At 70.7% G+C, this 22,502-nt stretch carries 4 protein-coding genes; all 4 read right to left on the minus strand.

The annotated features are described in order from the left end of the window. Nucleotides 1-1,256, minus strand: a 1,256-nt coding sequence (locus EHS43_RS12340; protein WP_125190703.1) for an aromatic amino acid ammonia-lyase, incomplete at its 3' end; no start/stop codon positions are given. A 215-nt stretch (nucleotides 1,257-1,471) separates the two neighbouring features. After that, nucleotides 1,472-2,347 (minus strand): type VII secretion system-associated protein, encoded by an 876-nt coding sequence (locus EHS43_RS12345; RefSeq protein WP_125190705.1) that lies wholly within the window; start codon nucleotides 2,345-2,347, stop codon nucleotides 1,472-1,474. A 44-nt stretch (nucleotides 2,348-2,391) separates the two neighbouring features. Then, complete coding sequence (locus EHS43_RS12350; protein ID WP_260470495.1) at nucleotides 2,392-3,249, minus strand: type VII secretion system-associated protein; 858 nt, start codon at nucleotides 3,247-3,249, stop codon at nucleotides 2,392-2,394. 9 nt (nucleotides 3,250-3,258) lie between these two features. Next, nucleotides 3,259-22,443: a hypothetical protein gene (locus tag EHS43_RS12355; protein ID WP_125190707.1), complete on the minus strand. Its 19,185-nt coding sequence runs from the start codon at nucleotides 22,441-22,443 to the stop codon at nucleotides 3,259-3,261. Nucleotides 22,444-22,502 lie beyond the last annotated feature (59 nt).

The following is a 22,502-nucleotide window of genomic DNA, read 5'->3' on the forward strand; positions in this document are numbered from 1 at the left end:
AAGCTGGCCTGTTCCTCGACGCACCGGGAGAGTACAGCGTGCCCGAGGGAGGCGGGCGCGGAGAAGGCCCGCAGGTCGCCGAGGGCGGCCCCGGCGGCGTACTCCAGGATCATCACGCCGGAGGAGGCTGGCTCCTGGTCGGCGAGGAAGGGCCTGAGGCGGGTGAAGGCGGGCTCGTTGAGCGTGGAGAGCCGGGACGTGGACAGGCGGGCGACCTGGGTGAGGGCGAGCCTGAAGTGGTCCAGGGCGAGGGCGAGTTGGGCCTGGTAGAAGCCGCCGTGGTGGTAGGCGGCCATGTCCTCGGGGGAGATGAGGGGGTTCTCGGCGGCCGCGTTGATCTCGATCGTGAGGACCTCCTCCAGGGCGTCGCCGGCGTCATGGGCGGGCCCGTGGATCTGGGGCAGGCACCGGAAGCCGTACGGGTCCTGGATCCGCCCGAGGGGCGGGGTGGGCCGGTCCTCCGCGCCGATCAACTCCCGCATCCGCCGCGCCACTTCGGCGGAGCCGCGGTGCGGGCGGGCGGCGTGCACGGGGGCGGCGTACGCCTCGTGCGACCCGTCCACGGCGAGCAGCGACAGCGCCCCGACGACCTGCGTGGCCTCGATCAGCCCCCGCAACTCGTGCAGTGCGAGGGCGGACTGACCGAGCGTCAGGGCGTTGCTGCTGATGAAGGCGAGCGCGTCGTTGTTGTCGAGGGACTGGGGCTCGGGGGCGCCGGCCCCCCTCCAGGAGTGCTCCCCCGCCAGCGCCAGTCCCACCTGGGCCAGCGCCGCGATGTCACCGGTCCCGACCGAGCCGAACTCGTTGACTGAGGGGTACGCCCCGCTCTCCAGCGCCTCGCACAGCGCGGTCACCACCGAGGGGCGCAGCCCCGCGCCGCCCGCGAGGAGCTGGTTGGCCCGCACCGCGAGCATCGCGCGGACCTGCCGGGCGGGGAGTTCCTCGCCGATCGCGCCGGCGTGGCTGCGCAGCAGCCGCAGCCCGTGCTCGGCGGCTGACTCGGTGGGCACGTCCTGGTTCCGGTTCGCGCCGACCCCGGTCGAGCGGCCGTAGACGCGGCCGGTCGCGGCGATCTGCCGGGCAGCGTCCCAGGACTCCGTCACCCGCTTCATCGCGTCGGTCCCCGGCACCGGTCGCGCGCTCCCGTCGGCGAGGCGGACCACGTCCGCGACGCCGAGCCCGATCCCGTCGAGGACCACCAGACCGGTGTGCCCGGTGGCGACGGGGTCCGGCGCCTCCACGACCCGAGACGACATCTGGCCCAAACTCCCCTCGACACGGACACCTGATCCTGCCTGGCGGTCAATCTATTCAGATATCGAGAACTCTGCATGACGCCATACAGCCGGGCAAGGGGCATCTCGTGATCCAGACGAGCCGGAAGTTCCGCGGTGTCCGCCTTCGCTGAAGGCCATGGCGGCGGCCCAGGCGGCTTTCGCCGGGGCCGCCGCCATGGCATCAGGCTCCTTGCTCACGGTCGGTGGTCCGGGCGGCCCTGGAATCCGCGGTCCGGCGGGCCCCCGACGGTCGCGATGTCCGGCATGTCAGCGATGAGGTCCGCCAGGCCGTCGTCCGTCTCTGGCACCGGCCAGCCGACAGTCGCGTCGGGCTCGGGCCACTCGTCCTCACCGCCCTCCGCCTCGTACCGGTCCAGTGCGGCCTTGCTCTCCCGCAGTGCGCTCGCCGTGACGAGTTGCGCCACCGGGGCCGAGGAACTGAGGAACAGCACCTCCTTCCCCTCGGGCATCCGGTCCAGCAGATCGGGCACCGACATCACCTGGTGTGGAGGCAGCCTGTCCTCCTCCAGCTCCGGTGACGTGGAGAAGACCGCCACCACGGGCGTTCCGTCCGAGGCCTCGCTGACGGCCGGCTCGCCGTCCTCGTCGACGCATACGGCCACTTCGGCGTCCGCGAGCATCATGGCGAGCAAGTCCTCAGATCCGTAGCCGGTGGCGACCAGTTGCACGGCGGCGTCCGCCGGGCCGACCGGGCGGCCCCAGCCGTACGCGTCGGGTGAGGGACGGTACTCGGTGTTCACCTCCCACTCGACGATCTCTCCCTGCTCGTCGCTGCGCCACCGCCCCAACGACGCCCAGGACGGCGGGGGTTCGCCCTCGTCGCCGCTCCAGTGCCGGTCGACCACGGACAGCCAGTGGTTGGGCGCAACCTTGGCGGCCCTGACGAAGTCCTCGGGGGGCTCCCGGAAGCCCTCCTGCCCCTTCAGCACCGCCCCTGGACCGCCCTGGACCCCCGGGGCGCCCGAGCTCTTGTCATCGGGCCGGCTTTCCGTGTCCTCGTCGGTGATCTCTGTGGGACGGTCGCCCGGAATCCCTGATGAACTGGACATGGGTGTGTACTCCATAGGTGTGCTGCGATCTGCGTGACGTCAGGTCACAGAAGGGATTGCACTGTCTCCGAGGACACGTCCTCGGCCGCTCCCCTTCGTTCGGAGGTACGGCGTGCGGTGCCGGCTGAGCCACTCGTGGTGGCCGGGCGTGCGGGAGCGGCATGCTCGGCCATGTCCTCGCCCGGCGCTTCGACGGTGCCCTGGGCGAGTGCCTCGCGCAGGGCGTCGGTCTCCACGGTCATGCTCACGGGCGCCGACGGGTTGAGGTAGAGAAGGTGGCCTTCGGGCAGCCTGTCCAGCACGTCGGCGACGGGCATCAGCTCGAATGCCAGGCGGCCCGAGGTGTGCAGATAGACCGGCGAGGTGAACAGCGGCACGACGGGGGTCTCGCCGTCCGGGGCGGTGGCGGACAGCGGATCGCCGCCGGGAGTCACGAACACCGCCGCCTGGGAAAGCTCAGCCAGCGCCCGGGTCACGTCCTCGCCCGGCCCGTATCCGGTCGCGGCCAGCTGCACCGCCGCGTCGACGTCGTCGGCGGGCTCCGGCCAGCCGAGCGCCTTGGGTGACGGACGGTACTCCTCGTTGTCCTGCCACTCGACGATCTCGCCGTCCAGCCCGGACCGCCACTGCCCGACCACGGCCCATGCGGGGGGCGCGCCCTCTCCGTTCCAGGTGGGGTCGACCATGCCGAGCCAGTGGTCGGGCGCGAGCTTGGCGGCCTCGCGTATCTCGTCCGGGACGGGCGGCATGTTCTCGGTGGCGCCCTCGATCTGCTGGGCTTCGGCGCCACCACCGGCCAGAGCCTCCGGCGTCTCCGTGGCCGCGACGGACTCCATGGCCGCGTCCTGGGCGTCGTTCTCCGACTGGTGGGTCGTTTCGCCTCGATCTGTCGGCTTGCTCACTGCGTTTCCTTACTTGCTGATTTGATGATGACGGGTAGGTGGTGCGAGCTCACCGGGTTCCGTCGTCCCGGTCAGGTACTGGTCGCCGTCACGGACCAACAGGACGTGCTGCTCGGCGGACGGGCCGTACGTGGTCAGCTCACCGCCCGGTCCGACGACGGTGATGGCGACACCCAGCTCTCGGGCGACGGCCATGGCGACGACCGTGTCGACCGCGGCCGACGCGGCGACCGGGTCGATGGCGAGACCCTCGGAGCCGGCCAGCAAGCGGAATCGCTCGACGGCAGTGAGTTCCACCTCACGGACCTTCAGCTGCCCGTTCAGGACCGCCTCGATCTGCTGGGCGGGCTTCAGCTGGACACCCGCGGCGGTGAGGGCATCGAGCTTGATGGAGCGGTTGCCGTCCAGCGGCGGCAGTTCGGCGTCCGACAGATCAGTTTCGGTCACCCGCCCGACGGCCCAGCCACGCAGGCCACCTTGGGCCACCGGCAGATCCACCGCGGCATCCGCCAGGGAGCGGGCCAGCGCCTCCCCGAAGGCGTCGCCGGGTCCCTCGACAGGGTGCAGGGCGAACACCGTTCCGTGGAGCTCGGCGGTGGCCGGGCCGGTGCGCCGGTACGGCAGAGCGGGTCCCGGCTCTGTCTCCGCGCCGCTGTCCGGCGCGGTCCGCACCGACTGCGGAGAGCCCGCCTCCGTACCTGTCACCGGCGACGAAACGGCCCCTGAGGCCACCAGCCCCATGTCCTCGTGGAAACCACTCTCCTCGAACCGCAGCAACCGCACCCTGCCGTCCGCCCCGGCCAACAACACATCCACCGGAGCGTCCAACTCGAACACCAGCTCAGAAACCAGTCCAGCCGGATCGGGCCCCAGCACCCCCACATCGGCCCGCAGCACCAACCGGAACCCACCGAGCGCCTCCTCCGCCAAAGACGGCATCAACGCTCCGACAAGCTCCTCGACATCACCGAACGAACCACCGGCCAGATCCGACACCACGAACACCAACGGCTTCAGCCCGTCCGACGGAGACGCGTAATCCAACCCCTCCCAGACGACCGCACCCACAGCGCCGGCCTCCGAACCACCGTCCGACGCAACCCCCGAGAGAGAGCCGGAACCGGAGCCGGACCCCTCCGACAGCTGCGGCGTGGCGAGGTCGCGCAGCACGTCGGGATGAAGCAGCCGGCCCTGGGCGGACGCGCGGTCGGCAGCCGTGAGCAGAGCGCGGAGGTGGTCAACGTCCACCTCGTCGTCCGACGGCAGACCGAAGACTTCCCTCGCGTATGCCACAACCGACGCACGGGCGGCGTGCCCCGGGTGGCGCTCCTCGGCCACCCGGCTCAGCGCACGGAGGATCGCCAGTCGCGAGGCAGCGTCGCCCTGACCGGTCATCTCATGGCCGAACAGGGCCCGAGCCGTTCTCACCGTGTCGATGGCCTGTCGGCGGCGCTCGTCCGCGGAGCCATCGGTGATCCCCATCTCCGCGGCCAGTTCGTCCGCCTGTCCGGCCACCAGTGACTCCTGGGGCCGGCTGAAAGCGTCCCAGGCGGACCAGCGGACGTGCTGGTCGAACCGCTCCATGCCCTCCTTGAGGCGTGCGGCGATCTCCGCCACGGTGTATCCGCCGAGGAACAGGGAGTAGGAGTCCATCAGCACGGCCGGCCGGAATCCCTGTTCGCGCAGGAACTTCTGCATCAGGGTATGAACGTTGACCCGGCTGTTGGCATCCGTGAACGGCTGCAGGATCTGCAGGGCCCGCGTCACACGGGCGACGGCCCGCAGTTTCTCCTCGGAGTCGGCGGCGACCGACACCTCGTCGTAGTAGCGGTCCAGCGCGGCCTGTGCCAGCAGGGGCGCTTCGCCCGGGCCGTAGTCGAGGGAGAGCTGGGGGCCGCGGTGCCCGTGGTAGAGCACCGCCAGCGGCCTGGCGGCCGGGGGCCGCCCCTCCTTGATGTCGAACAGCAGGCGACGGCCCAGCAGCACATCGTCGACCAGGTCGGAAGCCACACGGTCGGAACCCGTACCGCGCATCGTGGTGCGGTGATCGTCCTGCGACCACGTGGTGGACACGTTCCGCCCGGCGCCCGCCACGAGATGCCGGGTGGCCATGTTGTGCAGTTCCTCGTACGCGGCGGCGTCGATGCGCGACCAGTCGCGCCCGGTACCGCCGTCCAGGACCTCCCGGTACAGGTCGGTCATGCTCTGCCGGTAGCCGGGGTACGAGGTCCTGTCCAAGTGGCCACCGACGTCTTCCGGCGAGTTCCGGAACGCTTCGGCGTGCACGTTGGGGTCCATGAACAGCCGCCACCACGAACCCTCCGGCAGCAGCCGCGACAGCTTCGGCGCCGCGGAGCCACGCCCCCCGGACGTACTGCCCGTGTAGAACTCGTAGACCCGCTCATCGGGGAACAGTCCACCGACCGCGACGTTCTCCCGCAGCTCCTCTTCGGACAGCGGCGCCAGACGGTGGTAACGGGTCCATGAGTCGTCGTACTCGAAGCCCAGTGCGCGGCGCTCCGGGTGAACCTCCTCATTCGCCCACATCTCGGCCGCCTGGAGGAGTTCATGGAGCGTGTGGTCACGGCCGACGAGCATCCCGCCGATCAGCGCCAGCCTCACCCATCGCAGGTCCAGGCCCGCATCCCACTGCTCATTGGCGCCCTCCGCGGCCTCGAGCAGGCTGTACACGGTGCCGGAAATGCCGGTCATGAGCAGGCCACCGGTGCGCTGAGCGGCCACGTGCGGGGAATCCTCGAAAGTCAGCGGCCGGTTGTCCTCGGGTTTCGGCAGAGGTGGACGGTGGTTCATGCCGTACTGCTCCTCGCCCGACCTCCAGGCAGCGCCGTTCGAGGTGAAAGCGGCCTCGGCGGCGCTGAGCGGGGGGCGGCTCTCCTGCGGAGCGCGCCGGGCGAACGGACCATCGGCCGGGGCACCACGCCACCGCTGTCCCTCGCTGATCGCGGGCGGATGCGCGGTCGGCGTCCCCAGCTGCTGGTGGAAGACGCCGTAGCGCAGCGCGTTCCACACCAGCGTCGACTGCTCACGGAAGTTGCCGCTCTCGGCAACCTGCTCCAGCACCTTCGGATCGCTGCCGACGGCGCCGGGCACGGTTGTCTGGTGGGTGCCGAGCAGGCTCCGGGCCGCCGGGGGTGTGTTCTCCCACGTGATACGCGCGAACCGGGCCATCTGCTCGACGGCGTCCGGATGCTCCGAGAGGTAGTCGCCGAGCCTGCGCTCGTAGGTGTCCGCCTCATGCTGGAAGCGCAGCCGCCGCAGGTCCTCCGGGCGGACCCGGGTGTCTCCCGGCGCGGGCTCCTCCGGGCCGGTGGGCTCGGAGAGTGCCGGAGCCTCGCTCCGCATGACCGGCGTCATGGGGACGGGCGGGGTCCACGTGTCATAGGGCGGAGGCTCGTCGGACTCACCGAGTGGCTGGGGCTCCGGAGCCGGTTCGGGTTCCGTGGCCACCGTGATCTCGTCATTGCCGGGGATGTCCGTGTACTCGGGAACCGGGGCTGCCGGCGTGGGAGGAAGGTGCAGCTGGTTGCGGTACTCCCCGTCCGGGTACGGCCGGGTGCTGCTCTCTTCGCCGACCGACTGGTCACTCGGGAACCGCCACACCTCTCCGGACGGTTCGTACACCCACAGATGCGTGGTGCCGCCGTCATGGGCGCGGAGGGCGTGCAGCGTGGGGTGGCCGCCGGGGGCGCTGTTGGGGTGCGGCGCCCTCCCGCTGGCCGGGGCGAACGCGCTGCCGTCGGAGTAGGCGATGATCCTCGTGCCCGTCGCCCGGGCCACCTCGGACAGCACGGGAACCCGGAGCCCGAACCGTCCACCGAAGTGGAGCCACAGGTACCGCAGCTCCAGTTCCTTGAGGCGGCTGATGGCCTGTTCGACACGCGGCCTGAGAAGCTGCAGGTTGCCACGGGGCCCGAAGAAGACGCCGCCGTCCCCGAAGAGGTGGTAGCCCTCGCTCATCCTCCAGGGCAACGGGAAGGTCGTACTCCGACCGTCGGCAGCCCACACATGGAACGGGTTGTCGGGGGAGTCGTCGATGGTCGCCAAATCCTGCAGGATCGTCCGGCGCAGGAACAGGTTCCGGCGGTTGTAGTGCGTCTCGCCCAGGCGCCGGCGGCCGTCCCGCCCGACGATGTCCCGTCGCACCACCTGGTTCCTGGGCACCTCCGTGGCCGGTACGAACCCCGGACCACGCTCGTCGGCGAAGGCGACCCGCACCCGACGGTCGCCCATCCGTATCTCGTCGCGGTAGCGGGCCCGGAACTCGGCCTCCGGCAGGTAGACGCCGAAGGGAACCTCCTCCGAGGTCAGCTCGGTGAGGTCGCGCGCGGTCGACCGGGTCGCCCGGACCAGCGCGATCTCCGGGGGAGCCCCGGCTTCCTCGGAGGTGAGTCCGCGGGGAGGCAGCGTCCGGCCGGCCGCCCGCCAGGCGTCCTCGACGGAGAAGTAGACCCGGTCCGGAGCCCCCATCGGCACGGGGCCACCGGTGGGTTCGCCGGGTTCGACGTACCGCGGCCACCACACGGTCCGGTCCACCGACGGCAGCAGCGCGAACGCCCGCTCGGCCATCTCCGCCACGGCGCGGTCGGCGGGGGTTCCGGACCGCCCCGCGCCCTGCGCCACCTGGTGGAGGGCGTGCAGGTGCCGTGACCCGAGCCCCCACCGCAGGCCCGTCCGGGCAGCGTCGTCGAGAGGGATCCGCGGGAAGAACCGGTCGTAGTGCAGCGCCAGGTGAGGCGGCATCAGCGACGGTTGGGCCGATGCGTCGGCGAGGCTCGCGGTGGGCGCCAGCTCGCGGTCCACCCAGTCGTACATCCCCGGCGCGCCGCGCCGCAGGGCCTCGGCCAGCGAGGCACCGAGCTCATGGTCGGCGCCGTACGCCAGTTGTGCGGACAGCAGGATCTCGAACACCGTCCAGGGCTCCGCGTCGTGCCGGCGCGGCAGGACGTCGACCATTCCCGCCAGCAGGGCCTTGAGGAACAGCTTCGACTGCTCCGGCGCCGTGCGCAGCTGCCGGTGGAGCACCAACGCCCGGGTCAGCAGGCCCAGGTCGGCCCGTCCACGCAGGAATCCGAGTTCGCCGAGCTTGTGCTCCAAGGGATCCATGAACCCGGGACCGGGCTCCCCGCTCACCTCGAGCCTTGACGACAGGAGCGCCATCATCAGCATGCCCTGGTCGGCATCGGGTCCGACGGCCGTCTGACCGTGGCTCCGGCGCATCAGCCGGGCGAAAATACCAGGGCTGTGACGTGCGGCGCTCTGCGTCCGGCTGTTCAACCACTCCTGGAAGGCCCGAGTGGCGCGCTCGGCCTCCGCCCGCACGTCGTCGTGCGCCTCCCGGAAGGCGCGCCCGACCGCCTGCTCGTACGTCTCCGCGGCGGACCGCCAGTCCTGGGAGCCCACCACATCCGCGTACTCCCCCGGATCGGCGTCGCGGAGCTGCGTGAACGCCCGGTCCCGCTCGGCCGTCATGTCCAGCACCCGGTTCCGTGCCGTAAGCGCGAGGGCGAGGGCGAGGCGACGGCCGCCCCGGCCGTTGACCCAGTACGGGTCCGGGTACTGCGGTCGTGGTCCCTTGCCCCAGCGCAGGTCCTCGGGCCGCGGATACGACTCGACCGTCCCGTCGCCGCGGAGCATCAACCAGCTTCCGGGCCGGCCGTCGGCACCCGGCAGCAGGTGGAGGAGACCGGGCTGTGGCCCCCGCGTTCCCTTCGTGCCCGGTGTGGCGGCCACGTCACCGGTCACGCCGTGGATCGTCTGTACTCCGGACTTCCGGGCCTGCTCCCACACCGCGCCCAGGTTCACCGGAGCGCAGACCAGAACCATGCCCTCGGTCGCGCCGTTGGCGGCGAACTCCTTCACCGTTCGGCGGAGTTGGTCGGCGTTCAGGGACGGGTCGCCGCTGTGACCCGAGACTGAGAAGGTGCGATCCGGGTCCTTGAACGGCACCGTGAAGTAGGCGTACTCCCGGGTCCCTTCGGACCCACGCCACATCACACCCTCGCGGATCTCCGACAAGCGCGGGTAGAGCCGGCTCTTCCCGCTGGTCCACTCCGTTTCGGAGAAGAACGCGCGGCCCGTGTGCCGACCCTTGGACGTGTGGACGTCGTGAGCCACGCTCGCGATTACCGGCCGAGCGCCGTGCCCCACGACGGTCCGCGCCCCCTCGGAGCCGTCGGTGAACGAGGCGATGCCGGTCTCCCGGCCGTCGGTGCCAGGGTGAGTGCGCAGAACGGTGGTGCCGTCCGAGCCCCGGAAGAATTCCGCACCTACCTCGGGAACATATGTGGGCAGCTTGGTCAGGCCGGCGATACGGCCTGCCGCATCGAGTGCGGCGGCACGGTCGAAGGCCGCCCCCGGCTCACTGGGCAGCAGCATGATCTGGGTGAAGCCGGGCAGCCGGCTGTGCACCAGGCGGACGAACTCCGTGTCCCGCATCGGGCGGCTGCGGCCGTCGTCCAGAGCGACGTCCAGCAGGCCGGCCGTGCTCGGGGAGGCCCAGAAGAAGGTGCGCCCACCTCGATCGAGGGGCAGCGAGCGGCGCGTGGTCACGCGCTTGCCCTCCCGGTCCGTGTGCCAGGCGTCGTACGAGGTCATCCGAGGCAGGCCCGTCAGGGCGCTCGCCCGGGACGTCAGCTCCGCCGGAGGATACGACGCCAGCCCGTGGAAGACACCGTCCTCGTCCACGATCTCGTGCAGGACGGCATTCGCCTGCCAGTCGGTCGCGCCGGGGCCCGACGGGGCACGAAGGTGGCCGCGCGGGTCGTTGAGAACCCCGTCTGCCAGCATCTGGGCCGCGGACCTCCGGAACATGCGGATCACGACCGGATATTCCAGCGCCACATCGTGCGTACCACGGATGTCACCAATGCCGACCATGCGGCCGAGGCGCCGCTTCAGCGTGGCGACCATCCGCAGATCGGCGGTTCGGAACTGGACCAGCACGGCGGGGCCGGAGGGCATGAACATGTTGACGTTCCCGTACGCCCCCTGCGACGCGAGGGCGGACTTCTCGCCGGGCAGGGCGACATCGCCCCGGCCGTCGTACACGTCGTTCAGTGCGTAGCGCAGCCAGCCGGCACCGCCCTGCCAGCTACCGGCCTGATTCTCCCGGGCGTCGGCGTGCGCGTCACCGAGCGCCGGTCGACCCGCCTCTCCGCCGTCGACCACCTGGAAATCCGTCTCGCCCACGGGCCCCAGCACCTCGCCGTCGGTGAGACGGGCATACAGCGCCACGTCCAGGTCCTGGCTGCGCAGAAGCGCCGGGACATGGGCCTCGGGAAGGGTCAGCCCCCTGGCGGCCAGCACCGGCACCGCGGCGGTCAGCCACTCGGTGGAGACAGCTTCCTGCACGGTGTAGGAGGTGGATCGGCCGGTGGTCCGGAACTCCTCCCCGCCGCCGACCTGCCTGGCCAGCGCGGCGAGCCCGCGCTGCGTGCTCCGGGTTCCCTGGATGGTGTTGGCCTGGGCCTCCCGGGGGAGACGTACGCCCTTGCTGCGCCACTCCTCCAGCGGCGTCGCCATGTCGTAGGGACTGAGGACGCGCGCACGAGGCGGACTGACATGGGCCAGTGCCTTCAGGTCCGCGACCGGCACCCGGAACAGGAAGGACGGCCGTCCGCCGGGGATGCCGCCGGCCTGCGGACCGTCGGCGTCATCGGCGAGGAGGGTGCCGTCGGCGTCGACCTCGCCCAGCACCCGGCCCGGTGTGCCGGCCTGTCCGCGGTCCCCCTCGGGTGGCGGAGTCAGCCCGACAGACGCGATCGGGACGCCGTGCTCCAAGAGGCCACGGTCGTACAGGCTCAGCGTGGCGGTGAACGGGATGCGCAGACGCACCTGGTCGTCATCCGCCGACACCACCACGTTGACGCCGTGCACATATTCGCTGGTGGACGCGTGGTTCTGGGGGTTCATCCCCTCGAAGTGCGCTCCCGCCCCCACCCGGACGGCACCGTGAGCCTCGTTGCCCGACACACTGGGGACGGGCAGGAACTGCGCGTCCAGGCCGAAGCCGGTGCTCTTGCCCCGGGAGAGGCTCTCCGCGACCGAGACCGTACTGCCGTACTCGAAGCCGCGTGGTTCGTCGGGACGTTCGTGGAACCGCCCGGCGCCACGCCGCACGGAGAAGCGTGCCGTGTACGCGCGCACTCCGTTGCGGCCGGCTACGAGCAGCTCCACCGGCACCCCGCCGTCCATCGCCCCGGACAGCAGCGCGGGAACGGCGACGCGGTCGAGGATGGCGGCCAGCCGCTGGGTGTTGCGGTACCGGTCGTCCAAAAGCCGCTCGGGCAGCAGGGCGTCGGCGAACTCCCGGCCGCGCGTCCTCGCCAGCTCGGCCTTGAGCAGCGGAACCAGCTGGCCGAAGTCCGGCAGGTCCTCGGGGATTCCCAGGCCCAGCGGTCCGTCGCCGGCCAGTTGCAGCCCTCGCAGCCCTTCTGCGGGCTGCTCGGAGAGCTGTTCGAAGAGCGCGGTCGACGGGTGCGCAACCGCATCCGTCTCCGCTCCCGGGTCGGCTGTCGTCTCCGCGTCACGTGCTCGCAGCCAGGCGTCGAGTTCGTCGCCCAACCCCTGGTTGCGCGCCTGCTCCACGGTCATCCAGACGGCGGCCGCCCTGGGGTGCAGGATGCCGCCGGATCGGGTGCCGTCCGATCCCGTCGCCACCGACACCTCGGCGGCCTGGAAAAGCCTCAGGTCCGCCTGGACCAGGGCCAGCCGGGTGTCCTTGGCGGTGACGCCGATGCGCTCGATGGCCCCCGAGGTGTTCTGCTCCCGCGACTCGGACCGGCCCCAGCCGTAGCTGCCGCCGAGCCCGCCCCAGGTCCACACCCTGGGGTGCACGTTGCCGGCACCGCCGACCGTCGTGGCGAACCCCAGCGACCAGCCCCCGGACTTGGACGTCATCGCCCGATGGGCCGCCGTCATGACGTTCTTGGCCTCCGGGCCGTCAGCGACATGGATCACCACCGGGTTGATCAACTCGGAGCGCTGTCCGAGCGCGCCGGTGACAGAGCCGGCACGCCGCTTGTAGTACAGGTCGTCGACAAGCGTGACACCGGATCCCCGCCTCAGGCCGATGGCGACGGCACCCGGGCTGAGCCGGTCCTCGATCGACAGGGCGGGATCGAGTCCGGGCGCGGACAGTGCCTCGTCCTCACCGGCCGCCCTCGCGATCAGCTCCAGCCCCTTCTGCTGGAACACTCCGCCGTCACCCATGTCCTCGATGTGCACCCACTCCCGCAGGCGCTTCTCACCGTCCGACGGGGCGGCCCACCGAGGGTCGTACATCGTGCTGATGCCCCGCAGCGGTGGCACCGGCACCGGGCGGGCCGGGCCCGGCGCGCTCATCAGCGTGCGCTGACGCGGGGTGAGGGTGAAAGGGACGGGGGTGCTCAGCCGCACCGGAACCGGGTCGACACGCAGTTGGTGAACCCCGGACCGGCCGGAAACGTCCCCGGTGCGGGCGATCACCTGGACGTCGGGCGACTGCCGCCCCGGGAGGCCCGGTGTGACCGTACGTTTCCAGGTGCGCGGACGTTCGACCAGGGTGATCTCGACGTCGAATCCCAGCATCGTCCAGTGCAGAGCGGTCTGTGCGGAGCCGGAGGTTGCGGACCTGTTCGACGCGCTGGGGCCGCCCGCTCGGAAGCGGGCACTGGAGAAGGCGAGGGTACTGATTCCGCTGAGGTACAGGTGACCGGGGACGGGCTTGCCGGTCGCCCCCGCGCGAAGGCCGAGGACCTGGCTGCCGCCTGCTCCGCTGAGTACTGCGGTGCTGAGTTCGAGAGCGCTGCGCACCGCCCAGTCGTCGGCGTCCCCCAGGTACTCGCTCGGACCCGAGTCCAGGCCCTTGACGCGCACCAGGGCGTACTTGGTGTGTGTGCGGCCCTTGCCGCGCAGGACGGCCACCACGCCCCGGGTGAACAGCACGTCCTTGCGGGCACGCAACTGCGTTTCGGACAGCGTCGCGGTGAGGGTTCGGTGGTTCGTCCACGCCCAGTCCGTATCGGCCGTGGCCCGGGTGGGACGCCACAGCTCGTCGATCAGACCACCATCGCTGCGGTTGGCCGGCCCGAATCTCGGCAGCAGGCCCTTGAGCCGCTCGTCCCGGGCGAAGACCTTCTCGATCTCCTCGACGAGCCGGGTGGTGTCGAAACGGGACATGGCGGTGCTGAAGCCACGCGGGCCGACCAGCAGGGCCCGCTCCACTCCGGGGTGCCTGACCAGTGGCCTCTCCACCAGACCGGTCGGCAGCGGCAGCCCGAGGAACGCCGCCTCGTCCGCCCGCAGACTGAACCAGGTGGTCACAGTGGACTGCCCGTAGGGGCGGTCACGTCCGGCCCGCATGGCGGGGCTGAGCGGCCCGGAGCCCTCGAAGTCCAGCCGCACCCTGGCCTCGTACAGCACCCGGGCGCCCATGGTGTCGGCACCCTGCCGAGCGTTCACGGACGTGGCCGACGAGGAGAACCTCCGCCGCTGACGGCCGAACAGCGGGCTGAACCAGGCCCGGGCCCTTGGCCCACTGCCCATCAGCCCGACGCCGACGACTGGTCCGAACTCTATGTCCGCACCCCGCTCGCGGCCGACCTCGACGAAGTGCTCGCTCTTGGAATTCTGGTCACTCCTGACCCACGGGCTGCCGAGGTCGTACGCGGGCGCGATGTGCGTGATCGTGGCGCGGTAACGGTAGCTGCCGTGCACGCTGTCGTCCTTGCTGCGCAGTTGCCCGGAGTCCACCCATCCGCTGAGCGTCGCGAGCAGATCCCGCAGCACGCCATCAGCTGTCGAGGCGTCGAACGCCACGTCCCGGCCGGGCGAGCCCTCGGCGGTGAGCTCGGGATGCACCACGCTCGCGATGGTGCCGAACAGCCCCGCGCGGCCACTGGCGGGAGAACCATTTCCGCTGACGGCCATCGGAATCAGGGAGTCCGCGGTGGCGACATTCCAGGCCAGGTCCGCGGAGACGGGCAGTGGCTCCGCCGACCTGTAGGGGGTGCCGTCCGGAACGAGGTGATCGACCGGGACGTTCATGGTGGCCCGGCCCTCCCCCCGGAAGGTCGAGGAGGCCGGCACACCTGCCTTCCGGACCGTGACGACGAACTGGATCAGCCGGGGCACGTCCACCGTGGTCTCGGCGAACTGTCCGCCGCGCCGGACCACCGACTGCTTGTGGCCGGCGGTCGTCGACACCCGGCCGAAGGGGACGTTCACCGAGGCTGTGGCGCCGGCGAGCAGACCGGGCACGTGGGTCGGCAGCAGCAGCGTGCCCCCGCCCCTGAGGGCGACACCACGGGACCGGGTACGTGAACGCGTGGTCTCCACCATGACCTTGCGCTCGGGATACCTGCCGGACGAGACGTCGCCGGTGTTCTGCTCCTCTGTCGCCGCCTCCAGGAGCGCGGGGGCACTGTGCGCCCGGGACGCTCGCTCAAGGGGGACTTGGACCAGCGGGCGCCGCTCTCGCGGGGAGGAACGGACGGCCACCGTCACGTCGTACCAACTGCCGTCGCCACCGACGATCTGGAAGGGACGCCCGCCGCCGAGGAAGCTGCCGGCGCGCAGGAGGAGCTGCTCGATGATGGTGCCGACGTTCCCGCCGTTGGTGAGGTTGCCGATGGTGTGTGCCACCCAGTCGGTGCCGTCCAGGTCGTGGAAGGTGGCGCTGCCGGCGGCCCGCATGGATTCCAGGTAGGGGTGCAGACGCATCCGCGGCGGTCGGCCGGCCTGACCGCCCGGCACGGAGGCGGACCGGCCCGCCCCGGGATCACCGTCCCCTCGCGGCGCTGTGCCGTCCCAAGTGAGGTGGGCGAACGGGTCCGCGGGAACGAACCGGACCAGGGGTTCGCCACCGAGGGCGCGCTTGGCGACGATCTTGTCGCGGACGGACTCGCTGAACGGCGACGGCGGGGTCCAGAACCGGAGGGCGCCGTGGGTGACGGCCGTGCCCGCGTCGTTCAGCTCCCTGATGATCTCGTCATGGACCTCGACGGAGACGCGGGTGCCGTCGGGACGGGTGAGGTCGTATATGTCCTCGTCGCCGCTCATGGGAATGCGCCTGCCGTCCTTGACCCCGTGGACGACACCGTCCTCCACGGCGATGACGCCTGCCTCCGACAGGCGCCGCATCACGGGCTCCAGGCTCGTGTACTCGTGCCGGCGCTCGTTGTAGCGGGCGAGCAGCGCCTCCCACGTGGCGTCGTCCCGGTCGCCCCGGCCGGGCAGCCGCGGTGGGAAGAACCCGATGAGGCCTACGGTCCGCGGGTCGGCGCCCAGCGGGACATCGGTCTCGTCGATGGACTTGGCCTTCACCGCGGAGGGCTTGGGCATGGCGCCCTCAGCGCGCCACCTGGAGGCGGCCGGATTGCCGGGGAGCACGTCGATCACGACGTTCCGGGACTCGGAGATCCGGCGGAACCTGGCGTAGTCGTCCTCGGATATGCCGTACTTGGTCTGCGCGATGCGCGGGTCGACCTGCCTCGGTGAGAGGGGCTCGGAGTCGGTCGACGAGCGACGTGACGGCTCGTCCGGGCGGGGAAGGAGAAGGGCGCTCGCGTCCGTGCCCAGGATCGGCCGGACCCCGATGCCGAGGGTGGTGGCGGGCAGGCCGGAGTTCCAGTCGGCGTCACTGGGGTAACGGGTGCCCTCGGGCACCGACGCCTGCTTGACCGGGCCTTCGAAGGCCCATCGCGCGGGGGCCCCTTTGACGCTGTAGAGCATGTTCGAGGCGACGCCGTCGGCGTCCTCGTGCAAGTGGATCTGTGCTGAGCGGCCATCGGGGGACAGCGCGCCGGCCACCTTCTCCTGTGGCCACCACACCGTTTTACCCAGCGCCCTGGCGACGAGGCGGTTCCGTTCGGCCCGCTCATCGGCCCTCAGATCGTCGATGTCCGACGACTCGTCGTCCGCCCCGTCCGTGCCGCACTCCAGCAGCATGACGTGCTCGACCGAGTCCAGGTCCAGGTACTGACGCATCCTGCCCAGGTCGGCCGGCTCGGAGCTCCCGTGGCGTGCGTAGAACACCACGCCACCATCGAGGAGCTTCGCCACGGGCGATTGGCGAGCTGCGCGGCCCGACGCGTTCAGCCTCCAGTGAACGAAGTGCCTCGGCCCGTCCGCCAGCCGCCGGAGTGCCGGCTCGCGCCGCTTCCAGTCCTCTGGCGTGAACTGAGCCAGCACCACCGCGGCACCGTCGGCGTTCTTGACCCGGTACCACTTCAGGGGCGGCGTCGTGTCCGAAGGCGCCGCTCCCTTCGACGACCTGGCGCGCGTCGCGTCCGGAGGGACCGCGGCCCTACGCGGCAGCTCGTCCACCTCGCGGAGAACCACGTGCTCATACAGCGTGACGTCGCCGTCTTCGTTCTCATACGCACGTATCCGGCGGGAGCGCACGTCGAGCAGAGTCTCCTGGCGGAAGAACGTCTGCCCCAGGGAGGGATTCCACGCTATCGGTGACACGTCCACGGCGTGGCGGGAGCGCTCGACCTCGAAGACCCGGATCCGGCCGCTCCCCTTCGCCACCTTGGACATGGCGACGTCCATGCGCAGCGACGCACCGTGAAGTTCCGGCACCCACACCGTGTGCAGCTCACCTGAGGGCTGCGCGCCGACCTTCCCCGTCAACGGTACGGGCTCACGGTCCGCCCAGAACACGTTCTCACCCACGGACGGCAGACGAGTCAGGGCCTGGGCGGCCATCGCCGTGTGCAGCGGCATGTCGTCGTACATCACGCCGGCCACGCGGTCGACGGCAGCAAGCGTCCTCGCCTTGTAGTGCGCCATGGTGCCGCGGTACCACTTCACCTGCTGGGGCTCGGCTTGGTCCATCTTGCGCAGGTGGCTGAGGGCCTCCCGGGCACGGCGCCGGAACTCGGGGTCGCGCATCAGCATCCGCGGGAAGCTCCGGTAACCGTCGAACTCCGACTCCACGATGGAGCGCAGGCCCAGGCGCATCTCGTTCCTGGTCGGTGTCCCCGCGTTCTGCCAGAACCTGAAGACCTCTCCGTCCGGACCGCTCAACAGGTGGAGCGCGGTGATGTGCCCCTCTTCCAGCAGCTTCAGCAGGCTCCCCCGGTGGCGCCTGCGCCAGCTCGCCAGAGCGTCCAGCCGGTCGCTCAGTCCGTCGCGGGGTACGTCGGGATCGGTGACGTCGCCCTCGAGCACACGGACGATGCCGTTCGGAATCCAGCCGTCACCGGTGACCGTCGGCGTCAGAAGACCCTTGGTGAGGGTGCGGTAGAGGGTGTTCATCGGCAGGGGCACTCCGACACGCGTGTCGCCGTCGCCGGGCGCGAGGGCCTGATCCGCCCACAGGTACAAGTGCATTCCGTCGCCCGCCACGGCGATGGCGTCCGCTACGTGACCGAAGCCGACCTCGGCCCTCGTCGAGGCACGTACCACTTCGTGCAGTGAATGTGCGTACGGCTGGTCGGTGCCGACCAGCCATGCGACCACGGCCTTACGGAAGGCCAGCAACTGCGGGTAGGAGGGGTCCGCCAGTTCCGCGAACCGTTTGAAGACCAGGTCGGGCAGTTCATGCCCTTCTCTGGTGATCCGCACGCCACGCCGACCGTACTCTCTTCGGTACTCGTCCGGGGGCGGCGTCGCGTCGAAGTCCTCCAACAGGCGCTGGGGAAGCGCCCGTTCAAAGAACTCGGTCATCACCTCGAAAATGTCCGTGGTCGCAGGCCGGGTTCCGCCGGCGGCCTCCACCGCGCCCCGCGCGGCATCGAGCACCGCGCCATGGGCGGCCAGCCTCCCGGCCAGGTTGATCTCGTAGATCCGGGCACGAGAGCTCCATTCCCTCCGGCCGTACACGCTCTCGGCCCAGGCACCCTGTTGGGCGAGCGAATCCGGGCCCACCGCGTCGGTGCGCGGGCGGGGCCGGAACGAGGTGAACCGAGGTGCCGGATGGTCGGCGGTGACCTTCAAGGAGAGGAAGGCGCCGGGCAGGTCCTTTCCGCTCTCGGTGACAGCTGTTCCGGTCGTCGGGAACTGAATGATGGTGGGAGCGGCGAAGCCGACGTTCCCGCTCCAGTCGGCGAGCTCCTGTGCCATCACCGTGCTGACGGCAGTGTTCTTCGCGGCCGAGCAGGAGTTGTACACGATCGGGATGGCAGGGATCCCGGAGGAGCGGAGAAGCTGTCGCGCGTACTCGCCGACCTGGGCACCGCTCCCGAATTTCGTGCCGTACCGCGACGCGATGGTGAGGACCTGTCCGCTGCCGTGCACGTCCAGCCAGCCCACGTGTCCGGGCCTCCAGAGGACGGGGTACTCCTGGTCGCTGTAGATCTCTTCGTTGTCCTCCCGGTGCGTGCGGTAGGTACTCGCCTGCATGGCGTCCCTCGCCTCGCTCCCGGCATGTGACCATTCTTCGGAGTTCACGAAAGAGATGCCGGTCTGTGTGCCGTTCCGGTCCCGGACGGTGCGGCTCAGCAACTCCCGGTCCCACGCATCGGGCGCCAGCGGCTGGGGAAGTTCCTCCAGTGTGGCCACGACGTAGCTCAGGCCGAGCCGCTCGTCGTGCTCGACGCGGTAGCCGCCGTACTGGTACGCCACCTCGACCGGATACAGCGCCTTGCCCCGGTCGGTGTCACGGACCTCGGGGAGGAACGGTGCGACTTCGCGCGCCGAGGACGCCAGCACTTCGTACAGCACCAGGTGTTCGCCCTCGTGCTCCGCAGCGCCGGCGGACAAGTCGTCCAGGAGAGCCCGCCTGTTGACCGACACCAGGTGCAGCCGTCGCTTACGGATGACTCCCTGCGCGTCCCCGAAGGTGTGCGGTCCGTCCACCGGCCCGGAAGCCCACTCGCCGAACCACGCCCGGCGATGGGCCGGGATGAGCCGTTCGGCTGCCTCGGACGCCAGCTCCTCGTACCCGGCGTAGACGGAAGCGCTTCCCAGTTCGGCCAGGTCGACGGCTCGCCTGATCAGTGCGACCGGCTCCGTCGCGCTCTGCCCGTTCTGCCGGGCCTGCTCAGCCAGTTCGAGGCGCTCACGGAACACCTCGTCGGCGAGGAACAGGGCCGGGTACGCACCCTTCCCCTTCCATGCGTGGAGGACCAGGTCGCGCGCCGTCGGTCCCGGCAGTGGGGGCAGGGAGTCTGTCTCAGTGAAAACCGTGCTGTGCGACGGACGCACCTGGAGGAGGCGCCGGTCGGCGCCTGTGGCCAGGTACAGGCCCAGCAGATGCCCGGACCGGAGGTTCCGCACGCCGTGCTGTGTCCCCTGGCGTTCCCACACCTCCAGGAGGGCTCTGCGGCGCCGTGCGGAAAGGCTGGGTCGCAGCGCGGGGCTCGCGCCCTCCAGCCCGGCCATGGTCGCGATGTGCTCGAGTGTTTCGCGAGTCCGGACGTCGAAGCCGCTCCACATTTCATGGAACAGCCGCTCATGCGGTTGCCGCAGGGAATTCCACAGGGCGCTGCTCCGTCCGTACTGCGTCTGGAACAGCTCCGGGAAGGACGCGATGATCCGACGGGGATCGATCTGGGCCTCGCTCCACGCATGGAGCCGGGAGGCGTCGACCAGTCGAGAAGGTTCCACCTCATCGCGGACACCGGCCTTCTGGGTGGCCGACAGCACCTCGGCCAGCGAGTGGTTCCTGAGGCCCCAGGCGACCAGGGCGTTGCGGAAGCCCAGCGGGTTGCCCTCCGGTACGTTCAGTGCCCGCCACACACGCATCAGGTGGGTGACCTTCTCGGCCGGCGCGGCGGCGAACGCGTGACCGTACGCGCGCGCCCGCTGAAGCTCCGCAGGGGAGTAAGGGACCTCGACATCGGGCACTCCGGGCAGCCCTTGCGGATTCAGCCCCGGCTTCTGGGCCCATAGCTTGGCCAGCGCCTCCGGGTAGTCGGGGTTGCTGAACACGGCACGCTCGAAGGCATCGATCCGCTCGTCCAGGGTGGCGTCGGAGTCGTGGTCCGTCAGACGGATGAACTGACGCTGTGCGGACCGTGGACCGGGGCGTTTCGCGAACAGGTCGAAGGTGCGGGAACCGAAGTGCGGTTCGTAGTAATCGAACAGCGCGTCGAGTGCCTTGACCACCTCTATCCGCGGCACGGCGTAGGCGGAGAGCACCATCCTGAACGCCATTTCGTACTGCTTGCTCAACACGTGGTACCGGCTGGGCCCCCCGCTGGGGTTCTCGGCATAGAGGTACGGGAAGCGCGGCTCCGTCGTTCCGCTCGGCAGCACGTTCCAGAAATCGGCAGGCGGGTAGTGTTCGGACGCGAGTGGCTCCTGGTCGACCCGTATCCAGGGCGCGGGAACAGGTTCGGGAACGTCCGGAACGAGGCTGACGAAACCGGCGGACCCGCTCTGCGTGTCCACGTCCACGTGGAGCCGGTCCGGCCGCCCGTCCCGCCCCGGAACGAGCGCGACCCGGGCGGGCGCCAGGTGAACGGTCAGCCGGGTCCTGTCCACCAACGGCCGCAGCCTCCCGGCCGAGGTCGCCAGTGCCGACCGCGAGGAGCACGCGACCAGGGTGATCGAGGTCAGGCCGGACGCGACCACCCGGTCCGCGAACTCCGCGAACCGCTCGGCCCCGGCCGTGTCCTCGGTCGGGTCACCGTGCCCGAACCAGAAGGCGCTGCTGCCGTCCGTCACCGGCATGCGGCGCTGGACGCCGGACAGGTCGCCGGAGGGGGTCTGCTCCCACTGTGTGTACTGCGTGAGGTTCGCGGCCCGGCCCATGGCCGGGGCGCGGAGGTCATGGTCCGCCTGGTCGAAGAACGCCTCGCCGAACCAGCGGCCGTCGTCCGGGTCGGTGACCGGCCGGGTCACCGCACGCCGCGCCCGCCGGAGCCCGGCCACGTCGAGCGTGGTCCACCGCGCGAGCAGCGCGTCCACCGGATCCACGTCCGACTCGGCATCCAGCAGATCCTCGACCGGTCCGGTCTCCGCACCGGGATCCGTCGGGCCTTCGGTCTGGTACTGATCACCGGCCTCGTCCAGGTTCGGTTCCTGCTCCGACAGCAACGGGTACCGCGCACCCTGGAAGTTCGCCGCCGCTGCGTACTGCCCGGCGGTGGTCGGCGGGGCGGGAGAGAACCCTCCCGGGGTGACGAGCTTCCACAGGTCCTGGGCCGGCGTCGGATCGCCGGGGAGGGGATGTGCCGTGATGGTGAGCGGAGCCGACGGCCCGGACGAGGACGCCATGAGGCGCCCGCGGAAGCTGTAGTTGGGCCGGCCTGTCGTGTCGAAGAACCACTCCGGGAAGTGCCGTGTCGCCTGCCCCGAGGTCAGGAAGACGGCCGGGATCGCGATGTCCACGGCACGAAGGAACGGATTCAGGGTATGCAGTGCCAGGTATTCCTCGTCCGGAACGGCAACCCCGGAGAGCCGGGGCAGATGCAGCACCACCCCGCCGCCGGAATCAGTGTCGGTCCACAGGACCACGATGTCACCGGGGCTCCAGCCGTCGGCCACCCACGGCGCCTCGACGACAGACCCGGCGACCTGCAACGAGTCGGCCCGCACACCGTACGGCGCAGGAACACCACTCCAGTTGAAGCCCAGGACCTTGCCGTCCTGCGCCAGTTGGGCAGCCGGCTCGAACGCGCCCATCTGCACCAAGTGGAAAGCAGCCAGCATGTGCGGGGCGCCGATGTCCACGCCCTGCGCCACGGCCTGCGCCGCCAGCGTCGCAAGTTGCCTGAACCTGTCCTGGTCCCACGGATCCGTGTCGGCCATGTGGAGCACACCGCGCCCCACCCGCTCCCGGGCATCGAGCGACATCGGACCAAGGAGCAGGCAGGCTCGGGTCAACGCCCAGAACGTCCGCGCAATCTCCCGTCGGCCCAACGGCTGAGAGGCGGGCAGACTCAGGATCTCCCGCACGCGGGCCTGCCTCAGAGGGGTCGACAGCTGGCCAAGGGCGTAGCGCATGAAGGGGTTCGGCACAGCGTCGGTGAGCTTGGCACCGGGGTCCTGCCCCACCCGCTGCCGGGCCATGTCCAGAACACGCTCATAGCGACCCGAGTCCAGGGGGTTACCGCCGGCCAGCTGCAGGGCCAGGGTCGTCCACAGTTCCATCCGGAAGAACGTGACCTCGTCCAGCGCCGCATCATTGGCACGCATCGTCTCCAGCGCGCCGATACCCGCCAGTACCTGCGCGTACCGCCCGCCCGGCACGCCCCGGTCATCCTCGACCCGCTCGCCGAACACTCCCCGAAGCGCCCGCACCAGCCGCATCGTGACCCGCCGCGTCTCCGCCGACGCCGGCCCCGGACCCGCATGCAGCC

It is taken from the genome of Streptomyces sp. RP5T (genome assembly GCF_003933965.1).
In the GTDB taxonomy this organism is placed as follows: domain Bacteria; phylum Actinomycetota; class Actinomycetes; order Streptomycetales; family Streptomycetaceae; genus Streptomyces.